Genomic DNA, 19,086 nt, shown 5'->3' with positions numbered 1-19,086 from the left:
TAAGCTCAATGAGAATGGCTGGCGGTCGCTAACCTTTGGAGCGCTTTTTATGCTCTTGTAATCGATCAAACAACTCAACAAAATTGCACGGCATGAATCGGTAATCAAGCTGATGGATAAGAATGTCGTCCCAAGCGTCTTTTACCGCCCCGGTGGAACCCGGCAGAGCAAAAAGGTAGGTGCCCTGCGCAACTCCAGCGCTCGCCCGTGATTGAATGGTCGACGTTCCGATTTTCTGGTAGCTCAGCATTCGGAAAAGCTCGCCGAAACCGGGAATCTCCTTTTCGTAGAGTCCGGCAAAGGCCTCCGGCGTGACATCGCGCCCGGTGACGCCGGTGCCGCCTGTGGATATGACAACATCGACATCGGTATCGGCGACCCATTGATTTGCTATTTTCTGAATACCAGAAATCTCGTCCTTGACGATTCTGCGATCTGCGAGGATATGCCCTGCGGCTTCCAGCCTGTCGACCAGCGTCTGCCCGGATCTGTCCTCGGCGATGGTTCGGCTATCTGAAACTGTCAGAACAGCAATGCGAACCTTGATGAAGGGGCGGGATGTATCAATTCCGGGCATTGTCGGCAACCTCGCTTTCATTCAGGTCCAATGACTGGTATTCGGGCCAGCCGCCGCTAGCGATCTGGTCAAGCCCCGGCAGATCTTGCCCCATACGGTGACGGTATATCCAGAAATTCGTCAACACCCGTTTTATAAAGTTCCGGGTTTCCTTGCTCGGCATCGCTTCGATGAAGAACAGAGGATCTTCACTGTATTTTGTTTCTGACTTCCATTTTTTCAGGTTCCCGGGACCGCCATTATAGGCTGCCGTCAAATGGAAAAGATTGGTTTCGATATCCTTGTATTCCATCAGGTAAGTCAGGTATTTCTGACCAAGCTCAAGATTATATGTTGGATCGAAAAGCTTGTTATTGTTTCTGTCGCGTAAAGACCGGTCGCCCGAGAGATAGCTTGCCGTGGTTGGCATGATTTGCATCAGGCCCTTGGCGCCCGCACCGCTTCGGGCCAGCGAATAAAACCCCGACTCCTGGCGCATAAAGGCATAGAGAAGGGCACGGTCCACCTTGAAGCCATCTCCGGGCTGCCATTTTGGCATGGGGTAGATGGCCGCGTCCCAGGTTACATTCTCGCTCTCCCAGAGATATAGTCCCATCCGCATGGCAACCGAAGGGGCGCCAATTTCTTCGGCAAGCGCCAGCAGCAGTGGAGCCAGCTTTTCATTCGCACTCGGGAAAGCGGCGCGCAATTCCTGTGCCGCCAGATCAAACTTTCCTATCTCACTGAGGGCGACAGCGCGTTTTGCAGACGGGATTTTCATCAGCCAGTCAATATTCTCTGGCTTCAATGTCGGAAGGTCCCAACTAAAGGGTTTTTCAACACCAAGCTGCCTTAATGCTAACAAGCCATAAAAAGTCCGCGGCTGGCTCGCGGTCTGTTCAAGATAATGATATGCCTTTTCGGGCTCGCCCAGTTTCAGGTAGGCGCGTGAGGCCCACCAATTCGCGGCCGTGAAATTCCAGTCAGAAATTCGGCTTGCTTCAGCGAGGGCAGCGAAATGCCGCGCGGCTTTCTCAATTTTCCCCAGCCGCCATGCGGCTAGACCTGCAGTCCAGTCTGCCAAAGGGACATTTTTTCGGGATTTTTCGAGTGCGGCTTCAGCAAATTCGATGGCCTTGTCATCTCGGGCATAAAGGAAATAGCTTTTCGCAATCTTTTCGCGCAAGAGATCAAGCTCAACTTGGTCCAATAGCTTTCGTATTTTCTTTTGCGAGATATATTGCGCTGCATTCGTAGGTTGCCCGCGATAAAGATAGCGGCTCACGACACGCTTTGCATGCGCAACATCGTTTCGGGCCTGGGCTGACCGTTTACGTTCACTTTTGTATGGACGCGAGAGAAAAACCGGCTGTCCCGGACCGGTGCCACCCAGATATCGGCCGTGCAATGGTTCCGATAGAGGCTTCCATCCTTCCAACCGCCGACTTTTTGCCAGCTTGTACAGGCGATGCGCGCCCGGATGGTCGTAATAGGCCTTCATCCATAAATGAAGTTCCTCATAACTTGCCCGATATTTTGTCGGATGCATATAGCGTTGAAACTTAACGTGGCCGATCAGGATATTATTCGTGAGAGTCTTGATCTGCTTATCAGCTTTCTCCCATTGCCCGGCATCCTGAAGTGCAAAAATTGCTCGATATCGGTCAGCATCAGCAGCGGATAGGACAGGAGGGATGGTATTCGCTACCGCCGGCGATGGCACCCACGCAAGGCCGTATACTAAGAGCGCCAGAGCGGCAATTATTCTGGGGATGGATTTCATGAACCAGACAATAATTATTCAAATATGGCCGACAGGTTACGATGAACCTGTTAGGAAAAGGTTATTGTTCTTCTTTCATTGCCGATTTCAGACTAAGCAAATCAGACCAAGCATATTTCTTTAACGCTGGCTGATCAATTAGAAAGGTCGGGTGAAAAATCGGGAGCATTTTTGTCCGAACTGAACCTATTTGCAAATCTCTCCATATGCCTCTGAGTTTATTGACCCCGCTTTTTTGATTAAGCAGGTAACCGGCGGCTTCCCCGCAGGCTAAAATAAAGTCCGGTTGCACTAATGTTATGTGTCGTAGGGCAAAAGGAAGGCACAGGGCACGTTCTTCATCTGTAAGGACACGTTCTCCCGGCGGACGCCATGGAATTGCGCTGGCAAGATATACGTCGCTGCGATCGATCTCGATAGCAGCCAGCATTTTTTCCAGTAGTTCGCCCGCCAATCCCGAAAATGGCCGCCCGCTTCGGTCTCCATCACCGGAGGGTTGGCGGTCAACAATCATAAGACTGGATTGTGCATTTCCTTCTGCAAAGACGGTATGGGAAGCCAGCTTCTTGAGTGAGCAATATTCGAATGTTTCAAGGGCGCGCCTGAGTTCGTCAACGGTTTTACATGATATGGCAATTGTTTCTGCTTCGCGTATTCCTTCCGCCAGTGACGTGACAGCAGAAGATTTTATGGCTTCTGTCTTTTTGGTTTGTTCTTGATCGACAGGGCGCATGGCGGATGCGTCGTTTTGCGTTGTTGCTGACTTCTGCGGCGGAAGGTTAAAACGGTTGACCGGATCATCACCAATTGTTTCGTCCACTCCGGCATCGAGATAGAAGCGCGACAGAGCATTTATGTCCGTAGGGGTATGAAGCATGATCCATCATAACAGCCTTTTCCGTGTTTCGAGAAGAGAGCAGTCATCAAAAAATAATTGATGTCGGCAAATAAGCGCGAGTTGCTTGCGTAGTTATCTTGATTTTACAAGATTTAGTGACATTATCTTTAAGACGCCGTTGCGGAAAAATGGCTGTAAACTGCCGAAATGGCTCGCAATCGGGATTGACGCACTTTAAAAAAAATATAGTGTCAGGGTCAAAATTGTCAGACACTGACATTTGGGAGTCTGTTTGGAAACTTCCGATCAACAATGTAAAACGGCTGTCATTAAGCCGGAAAAGTAAAAAAGAGGCTTGTGATGGAACGCGAATCTATGGAGTTTGATGTTGTTATTGTCGGTGGCGGCCCGGCAGGTCTGTCCGCGGCGATAAAGCTGCGTCAGTTGAGTATTGAATCCGGCATTGACATTTCCGTGTGTGTTCTTGAAAAGGGTTCTGAAATCGGCGCCCATATCCTCTCGGGCAATGTGTTCGAAACCCGCGCTCTTGATGAGCTTATTCCAGACTGGAAGGAAAAGGGAGCGCCTCTTGATATGCCGGTCAAATCAGAAAAATTCTTCTTTATGACCGAGTCGAGCGAGCTGCGCTTCCCTAATTTCCTGCTGCCGAAACAACTGCATAATCATGGAAACTATATTATCAGTCTCGGGAATCTTTGCCGTTGGCTGGCGGAGCAGGCCGAGGCGCTCGAGGTGGAGGTCTATCCGGGCTTCGCTGCGGCTGAAATCTTGTATCATGAAGATGGAAGCGTGAAAGGGGTTGCAACCGGCGACATGGGCGTAGGCCGGGATGGCGAGCATAAAGGCTCTTTCGAACCGGGCATGGAACTGCATGCCAAATACACCTTGTTCGCGGAAGGTGTCCGCGGATCACTGACAAAAACACTGTTTGAAAAATTTGGTTTGCGGGAAAATTGTGATCCTCAGACGTTCGGTATCGGAATTAAGGAACTATGGGAGCTTGACCCGGAGCAACACAAGGAAGGCCAGATATTCCATAGTTTCGGCTGGCCGCTTGACCGCAATACCTATGGTGGGTCGTTCGTCTATCATCTGGACAACAATCAGGCCTATGTCGGTTTTGTCGTCGCCCTTGACTATGAAAACCCTTATCTCTCCCCTTATGATGAATTCCAGAAGTTCAAGACACATCCAATGATGAAGGAGATGTTGAAGGGCGGAAAGCGCATCTCTTACGGCGCACGGGCTATCAACGAAGGCGGGTTCCAGTCTGTTCCTGAACTGGTCTTCCCGGGCGGAGCGCTGATTGGCTGTTGTGCAGGATTTTTGAACGTGCCGAAAATCAAGGGCTCCCACACCGCTATGAAATCGGGGATGATGGCGGCCGAAGCTATCGTCGCGGAAATGAAATTGAACGCGGAAGCGCCTGGCAAGGTACTTGATACATATCCTGCGCTGTATAAGGATTCCTGGGTTTATGATGAGCTGTACCGGGTTCGAAACAGTCGGCCCGCGTTCAAGTGGGGCTTGCTTGCCGGAACATTGTATACAGGGCTGGATCTTAAAGTCCTGGGAGGCAGGGCACCTTGGACGTTCAAGCATCATGATGATCATTCGGTGCTGAAAAAAGCAAAGGATTGTAAAAAAATCGAATATCCGAAATACGATGGAGTTTACACTTTTGACAAACCGTCTTCGGTATTCCTGTCCAATACCAACCATGAGGAAGATCAGCCGATACATCTTACGTTAAAGGATGACGATATTCCTGTTTCTGTGAACTACGCGGAATATGCGGGGCCGGAACAACGGTTCTGCCCGGCGGGAGTTTACGAGTTTTTGACAGATGATGATGGGTCAAACCCGCGACTTCAAATCAATGCGCAGAACTGCGTTCACTGCAAAACATGCGATATCAAGGATCCGACACAAAACATTAATTGGGTGGTTCCGGAAGGTGGCGGCGGTCCAAACTATCCGAATATGTAGGAAATTCGCCCTGAATACCGGAATTTTGTTTAATGCTGGTTCTGGATGCCCTACATACCTGAAAGTGGGTTGGCGTCCCTGACGTGTAAATCGTTAGGCCTTAAAGGTAAGTGTATATCGACAGAAATGGCGGACGCAGGCGTGAAAATGTTTAAACTGGTATTTGGTAGTGTATTTTTAACGGTGGCCCTTGGCGCATGCGCCACGAGCAGCGCCTCAAATGAAGGAAACGCCCTTCCAAGCATGTTTCAGGATGCGGGGGGTACGGCAGAAGAGTTTCCATCGTCATACTTCGGCAAGTATCTGGCGGGAAGAGAGGCTCTGCGTGAGCAGGATGCTGCCGCCGCCCTTAATTATTTCGATGAAGCCCTGCGAAGCAGGGAGAGTGACAATGTCCTTCTGGGCCTCACATTGCAGGCGGCGCTTGCGAAAGGCGACGTTCAGCGGGCCAAGAATCTCGCCCCTAGGATTGTGGGGCAGACCGAAGACAATTCGACAGCCAATCTCGTTCTGGCGATTGAGGCCTTGCGTCAAAAGAACTTTCCTGCTGCGCAAAGCTATCTGGAGAAAACAGGGGACAATGGATTTAATGTACTGCTGAAACCATTGCTTATGGCCTGGATAAAGCTTGGGCAGGGCCAGACGGATACGGCGATTGCAGAGCTGGACGCGCTCGACAAGTACAACGGCTTTGATGCGCTCAAGCAATATCAGATAGCCTTGCTAAGCGACGTTTCCGGAAACCGTGCGCGTGCGGATGAAGAATACGCAAGGGCGCTTGCGGGACCTTCGGGGCGGGCGGTGCGTCTGGTGCAATCTTATGGTGCTTATCTCGACAAGACAGGACGGCGGGAAGAAGCCCGCAAAATCTTTGAAGACTACATTCAACAATATCCGTTAAGTCCGACAATACATCTTGAACTTGTCGATCTGGCGTCGGACCGCCCATTGACACCGGTTGTGGAAGATGCTGTCGATGGCGCTGCGGAAGCACTTTATAGCGCTGCATCCATCATCGGGCAGGAGCGGGCCGTCGGTGTTGCGGCGACATATGTTTACTTTGCCCTCGACTTGAAACCAGACTTCCCCATGGCCCGGGTGCTGCTTGCGGAAACGGCGGAAGATCGGGGGAAATGGCAAGAAGCGCTAAATTTATATAGCGAGGTGAAAGCGCAGTCCGCACATGGCCGAAACGCGCAAGTCCGGGCGGCATGGGCAACCTATAAACTTGGTGATATCGATGAGGCGAAAACCATGTTAGAGGCCGTCGCAGCGTCATATCCTAAGGATATTGAGGCGCTTGTCGTACTCGCAGATGTAAGCCGGGATGCAAAAGACTGGAAGACGGCGGCGCAAGACTATGGGCGCGCCATTGATCGATTGCCAGCGCTCGAGCGACGGCACTGGTCGCTTTTTTATGCCCGCGGTATCGCATATGAGCAATCCAAGCAATGGCCACTGGCTGAGGCAGATTTGGTAAAGTCATTGGAGCTTCAACCTGATCACCCGCAGGTTCTTAATTATCTCGCTTACTCCTGGGTTGACCGGAACGAGAATCTGGAACAGGCAAAGGATATGTTGATCAAGGCTGTTTCGCTACGCCCCCGTGATGGCTTTATCGTGGATAGCCTTGGCTGGCTTTACTATCGCCTTGGAGATTATAACGATGCGGTAATCCAGCTTGAAAAGGCGGTATCGCTGGAGGCGGCGGATCCGACAATCACCGATCATCTTGCAGATGCATACTGGCGTGTCGGGCGGCGGGAGGAGGCTCGTTATCAGTGGCAGCGAGCTCTCTGGCTTGATCCTTCGACCGAACTTGCCCCCTTAATTCGGGAAAAGCTAAAAGCTGGCCTCAAGGATGACATCAAGGCCGAGAAATAATTCACCACACATGTTGACCGGCACCGCTCGCGCAAAGATCAATCTCTATCTGCATGTAACAGGCAAGCGGTCCGACGGCTATCATTTGCTCGACAGCCTTGTCGTCTTTGCGGATTATGGAGACACACTGACTGTCGAGCTTGATAGCAAGCTGTCTTTGGAAATATCCGGGCCTTTCTCAACCTGCCTTCCCCTGACAAATGACAACCTTGTGTTAAAGGCTGCGCGGCTTCTCCAGGAAAATGCTGCGGTGGAAAAGGGCGCGAAAATAAAGCTCGTTAAGAACCTGCCGGTTGCGGCGGGGATTGGCGGTGGCTCCTCAGATGCCGCCCTTGCATTGCAGCTTCTTAATAAATTATGGGGGGCGAAGCTTTCCGAGAAGCAATTGGCTGAGCTCGGGCTCTCGCTTGGCGCAGACGTGCCCGTATGTTTATATGGAAAGCCAACGATCATGTGCGGCATTGGAGAGCAACTCAGTGCAGTTTCAGACATTCCTGCATTTTATATTATACTGGTTAATTGTAATATAGAAGTTTCTACTGCAGATGTTTTTCGGCAACTGGAAATGCGGAGTGCGGCGGCTCCGAGCTTTGCTTTAAAGGATGGTAAGAGCGCAGATTTTTTTTTCGCTCTTAGGGGCATGAATAATGATTTGCAGGCTTCTGCTTCTCGGATCGCGCCGGTAATCAAGAGCGTTATTGCTGAAATTGCAGGACAGAAAGGGTGTCAGGTCGCGCGAATGAGCGGGAGCGGTGCGACGGTTTTTGGCCTGTTTGAAACGGCTGAGAGTGTCCGAAAGGCGGCAGAAAGCATACAGTCGCGTCACCCTGACTGGTGGGTGCGGGCGACAACGGCCATCTAAGAAATCAGGGCATTTCCGCTTTTCTGCATTTTTTCAAAATTTGCCTTGAGCTTAACCGGGCCTTTAGCTAGAAAGAGGCTCCTCATTGGGGTGTAGCCAAGCGGTAAGGCAACGGGTTTTGATCCCGTCATGCGCAGGTTCGAATCCTGCCACCCCAGCCAGAACCTTATTTCACCTAATCCAATACCATCCAAAATAGCATATAAAAACAATGGTTTGTGATCATATTGCGTCTTATATAGTCCTATATTAGGTGCTTGCATCCTGAAAAATTGGGGGTACACTAAGGGGTATCGCAAAATTCGTAGAATCTGTGTACCCCCAAATGGCGCTAACCGACATAAAATGCAAATCCGCATCCCCCAGAGATAAGCCTTACAGGCTATCGGACGGGAAGGGCATGTATCTGGAGGTCCGGCCCAATGGCAGCAAATACTGGCGGTATAAATACCGCTTCGTCGGCAAGGAAAAATTACTGGCGCTGGGAGTATATCCGGAGACATCGCTTGCAGAAGCCAGAGAGAAGCTTTTACGGGCGCGCAAGTTGCTGGAGGGTGGAGTTGATCCATCCCAGGAGAGAAAGAAGAAAAAGGCGCTGGCAAAAGAAAGCGCAGAAAACACTTTCGAGGTTATCGCCTGGGAATGGTATGCCAATCGTAAAAGCCGTTGGCGAGAGCGATATGCCGAAGAGATCATTACCCGGCTCGAGAAAGACATCTTCCCGGAAATTGGCAATATCCCGATTGTGGAAATTGAGCCGCCGTTGCTCTTGCATGTCATCCGTAAAATCGAAAATCGCGGGGCATATGAACTGGCGAAAAGGCAACTGCAAAAATGCGGCGAAATTTTCCGTTATGCGATTGCGACCGGCAAAGCGTTACGCGATCCATCCCAGGATATCAAGGAAGCCTTGATGCCGGTTAGAAAAGAGCATTTCGCCGCCATAGACATAAAAGAGCTCCCGGAGTTCATTGCGGCGCTGGAACGGAACGACGCGAGGCTTTATCAAAGCACCCGGAACGCTCTTAAGCTGATCATGTTGACGTTCGTACGTACGAGTGAGCTGATCAACGCGACATGGGAAGAAATTGATTTCGACAATAAAGAATGGGTTATCCCGGCGGAACGGATGAAGATGGGGAAGGTACATATTGTTCCGTTATCCTGTCAGGCAATTGAAGTACTTGAAAACCAGAAAATTCTCGCCGGGCAATGGCCGCTTGTATTCCCGAGTAGCGTTAAGCCGCGTAATTCGATCAGTAATAACACGATACTTGGTGCGCTGAAGCGTCTTGGCTATCAGGGTCGCATGACCGGTCACGGGTTTCGTGCTCTCGCCATGAGCGCGATTAAGCAGGAGCTGGGCTATCGTCATGAAGTTGTGGATCGACAGCTTGCCCACGTCCCGAAAAACAAGATCGACAAGGCTTACGACCGCGCGCTATTCCTGAAGGAACGAAAAATCATGATGCAGGAATGGGCAGACTATCTTGAAAACCTAAAATAATTTATCTTTGGAAAGTGGCGTTAAGAAAGGATATTCAGGTACTTGCAACATGCTGGGTACAACCCATGAATATCTAAATTCTGCGGTCTAGTACCTCCATGACGGTAGTGATCTAAATAAAGCATCTGTAGCTGTTGTGTGCGACAAATCTGGAACAAGGTCCCAGTTTTTCGCGCCCGTTTTATGTCAATTCTCCTCCACATCCCGCCTTTTGATCACAGATAAAAAGGGATACTTTGAACTCTATGTAACCACCTGGGAAACATTCAAGTATCAAAGACGATGACGCACTGGTAGCAACTTGTTGTAGAGTGATAGAGATAACTCCCTGCTATGCTGAGGTAAGTTTACTTTCGTCTGTTAGAATCCTCCTTACCTTCCAACCGCTTGCGGCAAAAAATACCGCTGGCACTCGAGGTGCCAACGGCAGGTTCTTGCATAATTTACCCTAGATTTTATTTCGGTAGAGCTTCAGTGAACTGTTTTAAAACCTCGCTGCCGGGCTTGCCACGGTCATCAAGGTCCTTGGCCCATTCCTCTGCCACTTCATCGGAATATTTTGTGAATGTTTCAAGTTCGGAAGCGCTGAGTTCGTGATATTCAACCCCGGCCTTTTCCATTTCCGCGATGGCGTTATCAACACCTTCATCTATATTCTTGCACATCTCAGTAACCATATCTTTGCTGGCGCTGGTCATTGCATTCTGCGCGTCTTCTGGAAGCCTGCCCCATGCATCCTGATTCATGACAAAGGTAACGATAAAGCTGCCGAAGTTACCACCACGCGTGCCGTATTTAACCAGCGGTACCAAATCATAGGAGATTACGCTCTGGTTAGGAAAGATAAGTCCGTCAAGCGTTCCGCGTGAAAGAGATTCTCGCGTTTCCGTTGCCGTCATGCGAACAGGAATTGCACCGATCTTGCGTGTGAAAATATCCATGGCCCCGCCTGTACTGCGGAGTTTCAGGCCCTCTGCATCAGCGGCAGTCATGACTTTCTTGTTGGCCGTGTAAATCTGATAAGGCTCCAGCACGAAGGAGAACAGGAGACGCACTTTGTTATCTGTGAAATCCTGCGCAGCAATTGGATCCTTGTTGGCAATATCCCAGTAGGCATTCGTACCTTGACAGGATGTGGCGAAGCTACCCGGTAATTGAGCTACACCTGAAAGTGGCATCTTGTCGGATACATAGGAGACGCCGACATACCCGATATCGGTTACGCCATTCTGGGTGAGGGCCAGCATATCTTTTGACTTGCCGAGCTGCTGGGCCGGAAAATGATCGAATGTCACCTGGCCGTTGGTCAGTTTCGTCACATTCTCCATCCAAGGCTCAATGGCCTGTTTTTGAATAAAATGCGACGTCGGGAAGGAATGCGCAAACCTGAGCTTGATTCCATCCGCTGCTGCTGCCGAGATTACCGAAAAACCTGCTGCCAACACGGTCGCGACTGTAAATGCCAATTGTGGAATGATTTTTTTCATTTCTCTCCCTTTCTGAGGCGCCCTAGTTCTTATTGAAAGTGTCAAATTGCTGACACCGCTGTATAGTGACGCAGTTTTTAGTCTAATACGGATTTTGACTGTTCCGTTATTGGTATAATATGCCATATTAGGAACAAATCAAGATAAAGGGGAAGGTCTTGAGCAAAAATATCGTGAAAGGGCCGCGCTCACCCGCGCGTGTCATGCAACTTTTGGAAGAACTCGCCAGTGACACCGAGGATTTGACATTGGCAAAGCTGAGTGCCCGTCTCGACACGCCTAAAACCAGTCTGTTAAGTTTGCTTCGATCCTTAGAGGCGGAAAATTATATCGAGGTGAATAATAAGGCCTATCGCTTGGGAGCGAAGGCAATCCGCCTTGGCAATCTTATAAGTGCGAAAATGAAAGCCTGGTCGTCCTTCCCCGCCGCAGTTCGTCCGTTTTTGCTGGCATTGTCGAGAGAAAGTGGTGAAACCGCGTTGTCAGGTGTGATGGGCGAGGAAAAGGACCATGGTGTTTTTATTGATATGATCGAAGGTAATGGCACCATTTATCTCGCGTCTGTTATCGGTGCGCGGCGCCCTTTATATTGTACGTCTTTTGGGAAAGCCCTGCTCGCGTTTCAAAGCATCAACTTCATCCATAGCTATATGGCAGACGTTGATCCGGTGTCTCCTCTCACCGGTGAAGAATATTCAAAGGATGAGATACTTGAGGACCTCAGCACAATCCGCAGAACCGGAATTAGCATGACCATGGGAGATTCGGTTGAAGGTGCAGGCGGCGTTGCTGCGCCGGTGTTTGGATCGGATGGCGAGATAGTGGGGTGTATTACTCTGGCGGCACCAATCGATCGCCTGAAAGAGAATTTGAAGAAATACAGTGAACTGACACACGCCGCCGGTGAGCGTGCCTCTCAGTTTATGGGATCCTCCATGCCTTATCCCGGATCAAAATAAGCCCTTACGAATCCATACTGCTCAACTTTGATTCCGTGGTGTTTATCTGACCGAGAGTATTTCGGCTTTATCTTCCTGCGTTCATATTCCCCTAATTCGAAGCTTTTCGCTATCGCGCAACCTTATCGAAGCGGACGGAGAAACCATCCGGTTACCGCTACAACATGCTTTCTTATCGGGGAACTGGAAGAGCTTTGAATGCGAAAATGCGGCTTGACAGGCTTAGATTCGCCCGATATTTTGGTCCTAAATAAGAACAAAATTCTACTATCAGAACAAAATTGAATTTATATTTTTGCATATACTCTCGGACGCAACAGATTTTTCAAGCTAGGGCTTTATTGCTGTTGAGGGTTGAGCATTGATTTCTGATCAGGAAATAGAACGTGAGAGGTTCGTGCATGTTGTTTCGCAGTTTATTCTTTGCCCCGGCTAACAGGCCAGATCTGCTGTCTAAATTTCCGCGTTTTTCGGCAGATTGCTACGCAGTTGATCTGGAAGATGGAACGCCCCCCGATGACAAGATAACAGCGCGCGAGGCTCTTGCCGACAATATCAATATGCTAAGGAAAGCCGAGGTGAAGGGGCTGGTGTATGTTCGGGTAAATGAGCCGGAATCGTCTTTTTATCTGGATGATATTGCTGCTGCCGTTAAATGCGACATTGATGGCATTATTATCCCGAAGCTGGAAACACCGGATCAATGCGATCCAATCATCTCTGCGATCAGGAAAGCCGGAAAAGCCGATACGACCACACGTTCAATCAAAATCATGGGCGGTATTGAATCGATGCTTGGCGTGCTGAATGTGAACAGATTATGCAGTGCAATTGATATAATGAGTTCGGTTTTTTTCGGCGCGGAGGATCTCGCCGCCGATATGGGCGCACGTCGCTCGGAAGAGGGAGATGAGGTTCTGTATGCCCGCTCCCGCGTTGTGCTGGCCGCAAAGATAGCCGGGATTGTAGCGATTGATCAGGCGGTGATTGATGTCCGGAATGATGAACAATGTCGTCGCGATGCCAGCAAAGGAAGGGACTTAGGGTATGAGGGCAAGATTTGCGTCATTCCTCGTCAGATTGACATATGCAATGCTGTTTATGCCCCGACGGAAGAGGAGGTTGCGGAGGCCTATGAGGTTGTCACTGTATACCGTGACGCAATGTCCAGAGGGATCGGGACAATTGACTTCAAAGGCAAGATGATTGACGGCCCGCTTCTAAAACGTGCGGAGGCGACGCTTGCCATTTCAAAAATTATAAAAAATCGGGAGAGTGCCTGATGCGCGAGCTAAAAATTGAAGAGCTGGATTTATCCAGCCTTATCCGAAAGTCGGAAACGGTTATGTGGGGGGGCGCCTGTGCAGAGCCGCTCACTCTGACGGAGGCGTTGGTTGCCCAGCGTAAGTCGCTCGATAATGTGAATGTCTTTCTGGCGTCTGCTTTCTCCAATACGTTATCTCCGGAACATTCAGACGATCTGACGTTTATCTCGACTGGGGGCGTCGGGGCTGCCGGGGCACTCACAAAAGTAGGGGCCTGCGATGTCATTCCTTGCCATGTATCTCAGGTTGCTCGCTACATTGAGATGGGAAAAATTCCCTGTGACGTGGTTTTCGTTCAACTCAGCCCGCCCAACGACCGCGGTGAATACAGCCTCGGCGCCACAAGCGACGTTTTATCGATAGCCATCAAGAAGGCCCGCCTCGTCATTGCTGAAATCAACAGTCAAACACCCAGAACGGTCTGCGCCGAACCTCTCACGGTAGCGGATATAGATTACTGCATCTATTCCGACCGGCCGATGGTTGAATTGCAGCCCGCCCCAGTGACGGACATCGATCGGGAAATTTCCGGGTTCTGCCAGGACTTTATCCCGGAAAGGGCCACGCTTCAGGTTGGAATTGGCAGCGTACCGGAAGCAATCATGGCCGATCTCAGTTCTCGGCGGGGCATGGGAATTCATTCCGGCATGATCGGCGACAGTGTAGTCGATCTTGTAAATTGCGGTGCTGTAACCAATGAGCATAAGGAAGTCGATGTCGGTATCACTGTGACCGGTGCCCTGATAGGCACCAAGAAACTCTATGATTTCGCCGATAACAACGCGAGCCTCAGGATGGAGCCAGCGTCCGTCACCCACGACATTCGAGCCCTTTCGCGCTTTTCAAACTTTGTCTCCATGAATTCCGCGCTGGAGGTCGATATCACTGGTCAGGTAAATGCGGAAGGTATCGGCGCAAAATATTTCGGTGGTGTTGGCGGGCAGGTCGACTATGTCCGGGCCGCCGGCCTGTCACCTGGCGGCTGCTCGCTGATTGCCCTTAAGAGTTCCGCTAAAGACGGTGCCGTCAGCAAGGTCGTATCCCAGCTTTCTGGGCCAGTCACAACGCCACGAAGCGACGTAGGTGTCATCGTTACCGAATTTGGCGCCGCTGACCTGCGTGGCTTGCCGTTGTCCCGCCGGGTAAAGGCCATGATTTCCATTGCGCCGCCGGACCATCGGGAACGGCTGGATCGCGAGGCCTATGATCTGCTGAAAATCAGAGCCCAATAAACAGGAGGAAGATCCGCCATGATGGATACCATATTGTTCGATGTTCAGGATGATATCGTCATCATCACAATCAATCGGCCGAAACAGCTCAATTCAATAAACGACGCTGTTCGCAGCGGATTGCTGGAGGCTTGGGAACGCTTTGAACAAACACCCGAATTGAAAGTCGCCATTCTGACGGGGGCGGGAGAGAAGGCATTCTGCGCCGGCATGGACCTGAAGGAAGCGGCAGACACGATGCTTGGCGTTCCGCCCCGCGATTTCATCCCCATTGTCGGGGACAGCGTGACCGTGACAAAACCGATTATTGCGGCAGTTAATGGCTATGCCTATGCGGGCGGATGGCTGTTTGCCCAGATGTGCGATCTTTGCATCGCCTCGGAAAATGCGGTGTTCGGTATTACGGAGGCGAAAGTCGGGCGTGGAATGCCCTGGGCGGCCCCGCTCGGCAATATGATCCCGTCCCGGATAATGATGGAATTGCTATTGACAGGGGATTCCCTGTCGGCACGACGCGCTCTGGAAGTTGGCTTTGTGAATAAGGTAGTGCCGAGTGATGAGTTGCTGCCTGAAGCCATTACTATGGCCAAGAAAATAGCAGCCAACGCCCCTCTGACAGTGAAGGCAGCCAAGGAGCTGGTTTATATGTCATCTGAAATGGGTAGATCTGCAGCTTTGCGTGCCGCCTATCATCTGTTTGAGCCGGTGTATAGAAGCGAGGATGCGCTAGAAGGACCACGTGCATTCGGTGAGAAACGCTCGCCAAGATGGCAAGGAAAGTAATGTTTGTCCGAATGGGAGGGGATACAACATGATGCGGAGAATTGATCAGTTAATCACGTTTGTTGAAAGGGCGGTGCTAACGCTTTCGTGCGTTTGTCTGTTCGGGATTATGATCATTGTGACAGTTGACGTCATGATGAGATATCTGTTCGCGTCGCCCCTTAGCTGGTCGTATGACCTAATCTCTCTCTATCTCGCGACCCTCCTGTTTTTTGCGGCCGTTTCCGATACCTTTCGGCGCGGCAGTCATGTGAAAATCGAGCTGTTTGACAAATTCGGATCAACGCGGGTGCGGGCTGCATTTGAGACCATCGGCTATAGTTCAGCGTTGATCATGTTTTGCATCATGTTCGAGGTGAGCCTGGACGATGCCGTGAAAAGCCTGCTTGGTGGTGATGTCATAAGTGGCGCGATCGCATGGCCAACCTGGATTCCCTATATGATTGCATCCGTCGGGTTTGGATTGCTTGCCACCCGTATACTTTTCACTATTGCGGAAAGAATACAGACCATTGTGACGGGGCACGCTGGTGCCCGCCAAATTGAAAATCTGGAATAGGGGGCCGCACTATGATGTTTTTTGGAACCCTTGTTCTGCTTATCATGCTTGTATTTGGTATGCCGGTTGCTTTTGCGCTCGGTATCGCGGGAATGGTTGGTCTTTTCACAATAGGCGGATTGTCTATGGTGGAAGGAGTCTTGCGGACAGTCGCTCTTTCGACCACCTCGTCCTATGAGCTTCTGACTATTCCAATGTTTATCCTGATGGCGGAATTTATCATTGTCAGCCGCATTGCCGACGAATTATTTGACTGCGCCAAAACATGGGTAGGGCGAACACCTGCAGGCCTTGCGATTTCGACGGCGCTGGCAGGGGCCGGCTTTGGTGCAATTTCTGGATCAAGCACGGCATCGGCCGCGACATTGTCGGCAACAACAATCCCGGCAATGCTGCGTAACAATTATAACCCCCGCTTTGCCTCGGGTGTTGTTGCGATATCCGGTCCGCTGGCGATGCTTATTCCGCCAAGTATCGCGCTGATTCTCTATGGCCTGATCGCAGATATCAGTATAGGCAAGTTGCTGATTGCCGGAATTATTCCAGGTCTTCTGGTTACCTGCGTCATCATTCTAACGTCACTTTTACTGGTCGCGATTTTCCCGCATTTTGCACCGGCTGGTCGCGCTTATAGCATGGGAGAGAAGTTTCGCTCCCTAACAATCATTGGCCCGATGGTTGTCCTGATCATGCTGGTGACGGGGTGTATTTATCTCGGAATTGCAACGCCGACGGAGTCAGCCAGCCTTGGTGCCTTTGGTGCAATGTGCATCGCGTTTGCCCGTAAGCGTCTTACTTTCCAGAGTTTTTATATAGCCCTGCGTAAAGCTGCTGCGACCAGTTGTATGATCGTTTTGATTATCATCTGCGCTCATATCTTCAGCTATTATTTTACCCTGACAGGCGTGACGCAGGAACTTGTTGCCTTAGTCGCCAGCCTTGATGTGGAGTCATGGGTAATTCTTCTGTTGATCATCCTGCTGTATCTTGTGCTCGGTTGTTTTATGGACCAGATTGCGATCCTTTTCCTGACGGTCCCCATTACATTGCCGATCATTCTGGCACTTGGGTTTGATCCGTTCTGGTTCGGGGTTGTTGTTATCATCACCGCTGAGATTGGGCTGGTAACGCCACCAATAGGATTAAACGTCTTCGTTGTCTCCGCCTATTCCAATGTAAAAGTGAAAGACATTTTTATCGGGGTGTCACCACATGTTGTCGCCCATTTGCTGGTTATCGCTCTATTGGCGATTTTCCCGGCAATAGTGACCTGGCTACCTGAAACGGTCCGCTAGAAGGTCGAGTACGCTATGGGCCGTAATAAATAGAAATTTTCTGAAAATAAGAAGGAAAGATCACAATGAAAAACAAGCTCTGTGAAATGTTCGGTATTGACGTGCCAATTTTTGCGTTTTCGCATTGCCGAGATGTGGTCGTCGAAGTCTCCAAGGCAGGCGGCATGGGTGTTCTCGGCTTGGCGCGAATGGATCCGGAGCGGTTGGAAGAAGAGCTCAACTGGATTGATGATCATATCGAAGGTAAACCTTATGGCATTGATGTTCTCATGTCCGGCAATGTTGAGGATTCCGGAAATTTGAAGTATGAGCCGGAGAAACTGCTGCCGAGAGAGCATGTCAATTTCGTGCGTAAAATGCTGGATGACGCCGGTGTTCCGCGTCTCCCGGAAGGGGAGGAAGAGGATATACGTCGCGATATTGTCAAAGGTATGAATTTCACGCCGCGTGAGAGCCTTGAGATGATCGAAAAAGCCATGAGCCATCCGATCAAACTCATCGTTAATGCATTGGGGACACCTCCGGCTGATCTTATTGAAACAGCGCATAGCAAGGGGATCAAGATTGCGGCCCTTGCCGGGAAACCGCGACATGCCATCAAGCACAAAGAAGCCGGTTGTGATTTTGTGATTGCGGTCGGCACGGAGGCCGGGGGGCATACAGGTGAAGTATCCTCCTTGGTACTCTGGCCGAGCATTGTTGACGCGGTCGACCCGATGCCTGTTCTGGGTGGCGGTGGTGTCGGACGCGGTCGGCAGCTCGCGGCGGCGCTCTCACTTGGCTGTGAGGGTGTATGGTGCGGCTCTATCTGGCTGAAAACCGTACAGAGCGAAGTGCCGCCGGAAATCAAGGCGAAGATGTTCGAGGCAGAGGCTAATGATGCCATTCTTACCCGCAGTGTTACAGGCAAGCCCTGTCGGACATTGAATAACAAGTTTTCTCAGGCTTGGACTGTTGCGGGCGCCCCGGATTATCTGCCAGCCCCGTTGCAGAATTATCTCTGGTGGCAGGAAGGCCGGTCACGTGTTGAGCGCGTGCGCGCCAAGGATTTCCTGACCTACCCAGTTGGTCAGATTGTTGGTGAGATGAAAGAGGAAACGAGCGTAAAGGAAGTCGTGTATGACTTCATCAATGAACTGCTGGAATCAAAAGAACGGATGGACCGTATGCTGAGCTAATAAGTATCGGTTATACAATTTTCTCGCTTCGGCTGCCTCTGCTTCTCGGATCAATTCCTCCCAATGAACTCCGGAAAGCAGGGGCTTTTGTTTGACTGTCGTCGGTGAAGGAACGAAGATGAACTTAAAACTATCAAAACCCTAGGCCGCTGCGGAGTAGGGGTGAAGGACATCCGCCGCGACATCTGTAAACATTGTGCGGGAGCATTTGATGGATGGCATGCGGATTAGTGACTTGCGATGTGGTCTCACCTCGATATCTCCGATATCTCGAGAAACAAATCGATAAGGCTTATGATCGCGCGCATTTTCTCAATGAACGAAAAATCTTGATGCAGGAATGGGCTGATTATTTGGATGAAATTTCTAATAGTAGAGCTACAGTTTAAGGAGATTTTGTAAATAGGAAGAAAGCTTAGATGTCTTGGCATATACGGATACAAGCCGATGATTTTTTAATGCTTACAAAGTATTTAAAAACAATAGCGAGCTCATAGTTGGTCCGAGCGTCGTATGCTTGGCGTTTTCGGTTGAGCTTTATTTTAAAGTGCTTCATTCTGCACTGAAAGGTAAAGCGCCTCGTGGCCACAACATCTTAAAATTTTTTGAAAAGTTACCGTCACAAATCAAGCAAGAGATTTTCGCGCACGATTCTATACGTCAAAACCCATTCAAAACTATAGGAAATATCTATTCACCCAAACTATGTGATAAAGCCTACACTCCCTACGATCGGTTCGTTGATCAAATAGAAACAATAAGAATGTGTAAAGTGAATAGCCCCTAGATTGTTAGACGCTTTCTGACCTAAATTTGAGGTAAGGAGGC

At 50.2% G+C, this 19,086-nt stretch carries 15 protein-coding genes and 1 tRNA gene; 12 read left to right on the top strand and 4 right to left on the bottom strand.

Annotated elements, in window-relative coordinates; all coding sequences use genetic code 11:
• Positions 1-28 precede the first annotated feature (28 nt).
• The 3 genes from moaB to AACZ19_RS10735 all read right to left on the bottom strand — a co-directional run bounded on the left by moaB (position 29) and on the right by AACZ19_RS10735 (position 3,216).
• The gene (moaB, locus tag AACZ19_RS10745; protein WP_339633777.1) at positions 29-577 is read right to left on the bottom strand and encodes a molybdenum cofactor biosynthesis protein B; all 549 of its coding nucleotides are present in this window, start codon (positions 575-577) and stop codon (positions 29-31) included.
• On the bottom strand, positions 564-2,339 hold the full coding sequence (locus AACZ19_RS10740; protein ID WP_339633775.1) for a lytic transglycosylase domain-containing protein: 1,776 nt from the start codon (positions 2,337-2,339) through the stop codon (positions 564-566). Before AACZ19_RS10740 ends, moaB begins: the two co-directional genes overlap by 14 nt.
• Before the next feature lie 61 nt (positions 2,340-2,400).
• Positions 2,401-3,216: a uracil-DNA glycosylase gene (locus AACZ19_RS10735; RefSeq protein ID WP_339633772.1), complete on the bottom strand. Its 816-nt coding sequence runs from the start codon at positions 3,214-3,216 to the stop codon at positions 2,401-2,403.
• 321 nt (positions 3,217-3,537) lie between these two features.
• Here AACZ19_RS10735 and AACZ19_RS10730 point away from each other — a divergent pair, with 321 nt between their 5' ends.
• From AACZ19_RS10730 to AACZ19_RS10710, 5 genes are all read left to right on the top strand, one after another.
• Positions 3,538-5,187, top strand: a complete 1,650-nt coding sequence (locus AACZ19_RS10730; protein ID WP_339633770.1) for an electron transfer flavoprotein-ubiquinone oxidoreductase — start codon at positions 3,538-3,540, stop codon at positions 5,185-5,187.
• A 147-nt stretch (positions 5,188-5,334) separates the two neighbouring features.
• Positions 5,335-7,071: a tetratricopeptide repeat protein gene (locus AACZ19_RS10725; protein ID WP_339633769.1), complete on the top strand. Its 1,737-nt coding sequence runs from the start codon at positions 5,335-5,337 to the stop codon at positions 7,069-7,071.
• Positions 7,072-7,081: 10 nt separating this feature from the next.
• Positions 7,082-7,933, top strand: coding sequence for a 4-(cytidine 5'-diphospho)-2-C-methyl-D-erythritol kinase (locus tag AACZ19_RS10720; RefSeq protein ID WP_339633767.1), 852 nt, complete (start codon positions 7,082-7,084; stop codon positions 7,931-7,933).
• Between the two features lie 86 nt (positions 7,934-8,019).
• Positions 8,020-8,094: transfer RNA gene (locus AACZ19_RS10715), tRNA-Gln, on the top strand.
• Between the two features lie 164 nt (positions 8,095-8,258).
• Positions 8,259-9,440 (top strand): integrase arm-type DNA-binding domain-containing protein, encoded by a 1,182-nt coding sequence (locus tag AACZ19_RS10710; RefSeq protein WP_339633765.1) that lies wholly within the window; start codon positions 8,259-8,261, stop codon positions 9,438-9,440.
• A gap of 455 nt (positions 9,441-9,895) precedes the next feature.
• On the opposite strand, the gene dctP is transcribed toward AACZ19_RS10710, so the two are convergent.
• On the bottom strand, positions 9,896-10,927 hold the full coding sequence (gene dctP, locus AACZ19_RS10705) for a TRAP transporter substrate-binding protein DctP (RefSeq protein ID WP_339633763.1): 1,032 nt from the start codon (positions 10,925-10,927) through the stop codon (positions 9,896-9,898).
• A 158-nt stretch (positions 10,928-11,085) separates the two neighbouring features.
• On the opposite strand from dctP, the gene AACZ19_RS10700 reads away from it, so the two are divergent.
• From AACZ19_RS10700 to AACZ19_RS10670, 7 genes are all read left to right on the top strand, one after another.
• Positions 11,086-11,886, top strand: a complete 801-nt coding sequence (locus AACZ19_RS10700) for an IclR family transcriptional regulator (RefSeq protein ID WP_339633761.1) — start codon at positions 11,086-11,088, stop codon at positions 11,884-11,886.
• Positions 11,887-12,287: 401 nt separating this feature from the next.
• Complete coding sequence (locus AACZ19_RS10695) at positions 12,288-13,169, top strand: CoA ester lyase (RefSeq protein WP_339633759.1); 882 nt, start codon at positions 12,288-12,290, stop codon at positions 13,167-13,169.
• A complete protein-coding gene (locus AACZ19_RS10690) occupies positions 13,169-14,443 on the top strand; it encodes an acetyl-CoA hydrolase/transferase C-terminal domain-containing protein (RefSeq protein WP_339633757.1) in 1,275 nt (424 codons plus the stop codon). The genes AACZ19_RS10695 and AACZ19_RS10690 overlap by 1 nt, the downstream gene beginning before the upstream one ends.
• Before the next feature lie 18 nt (positions 14,444-14,461).
• The gene (locus AACZ19_RS10685) at positions 14,462-15,226 is read left to right on the top strand and encodes an enoyl-CoA hydratase-related protein (RefSeq protein WP_339633755.1); all 765 of its coding nucleotides are present in this window, start codon (positions 14,462-14,464) and stop codon (positions 15,224-15,226) included.
• A 118-nt stretch (positions 15,227-15,344) separates the two neighbouring features.
• Complete coding sequence (locus AACZ19_RS10680) at positions 15,345-15,785, top strand: TRAP transporter small permease (RefSeq protein WP_339633753.1); 441 nt, start codon at positions 15,345-15,347, stop codon at positions 15,783-15,785.
• 11 nt (positions 15,786-15,796) lie between these two features.
• Complete coding sequence (locus AACZ19_RS10675; protein ID WP_339633751.1) at positions 15,797-17,080, top strand: TRAP transporter large permease; 1,284 nt, start codon at positions 15,797-15,799, stop codon at positions 17,078-17,080.
• A gap of 65 nt (positions 17,081-17,145) precedes the next feature.
• Complete coding sequence (locus AACZ19_RS10670) at positions 17,146-18,258, top strand: nitronate monooxygenase family protein (protein ID WP_339633749.1); 1,113 nt, start codon at positions 17,146-17,148, stop codon at positions 18,256-18,258.
• Positions 18,259-19,086 lie beyond the last annotated feature (828 nt).

This window comes from uncultured Sneathiella sp. (genome assembly GCF_963973085.1).
Lineage (GTDB): Bacteria > Pseudomonadota > Alphaproteobacteria > Sneathiellales > Sneathiellaceae > Sneathiella.
Note: the sequence above shows the minus strand (reverse complement) of the source record. Positions and strands in the feature narration are given on the sequence as shown.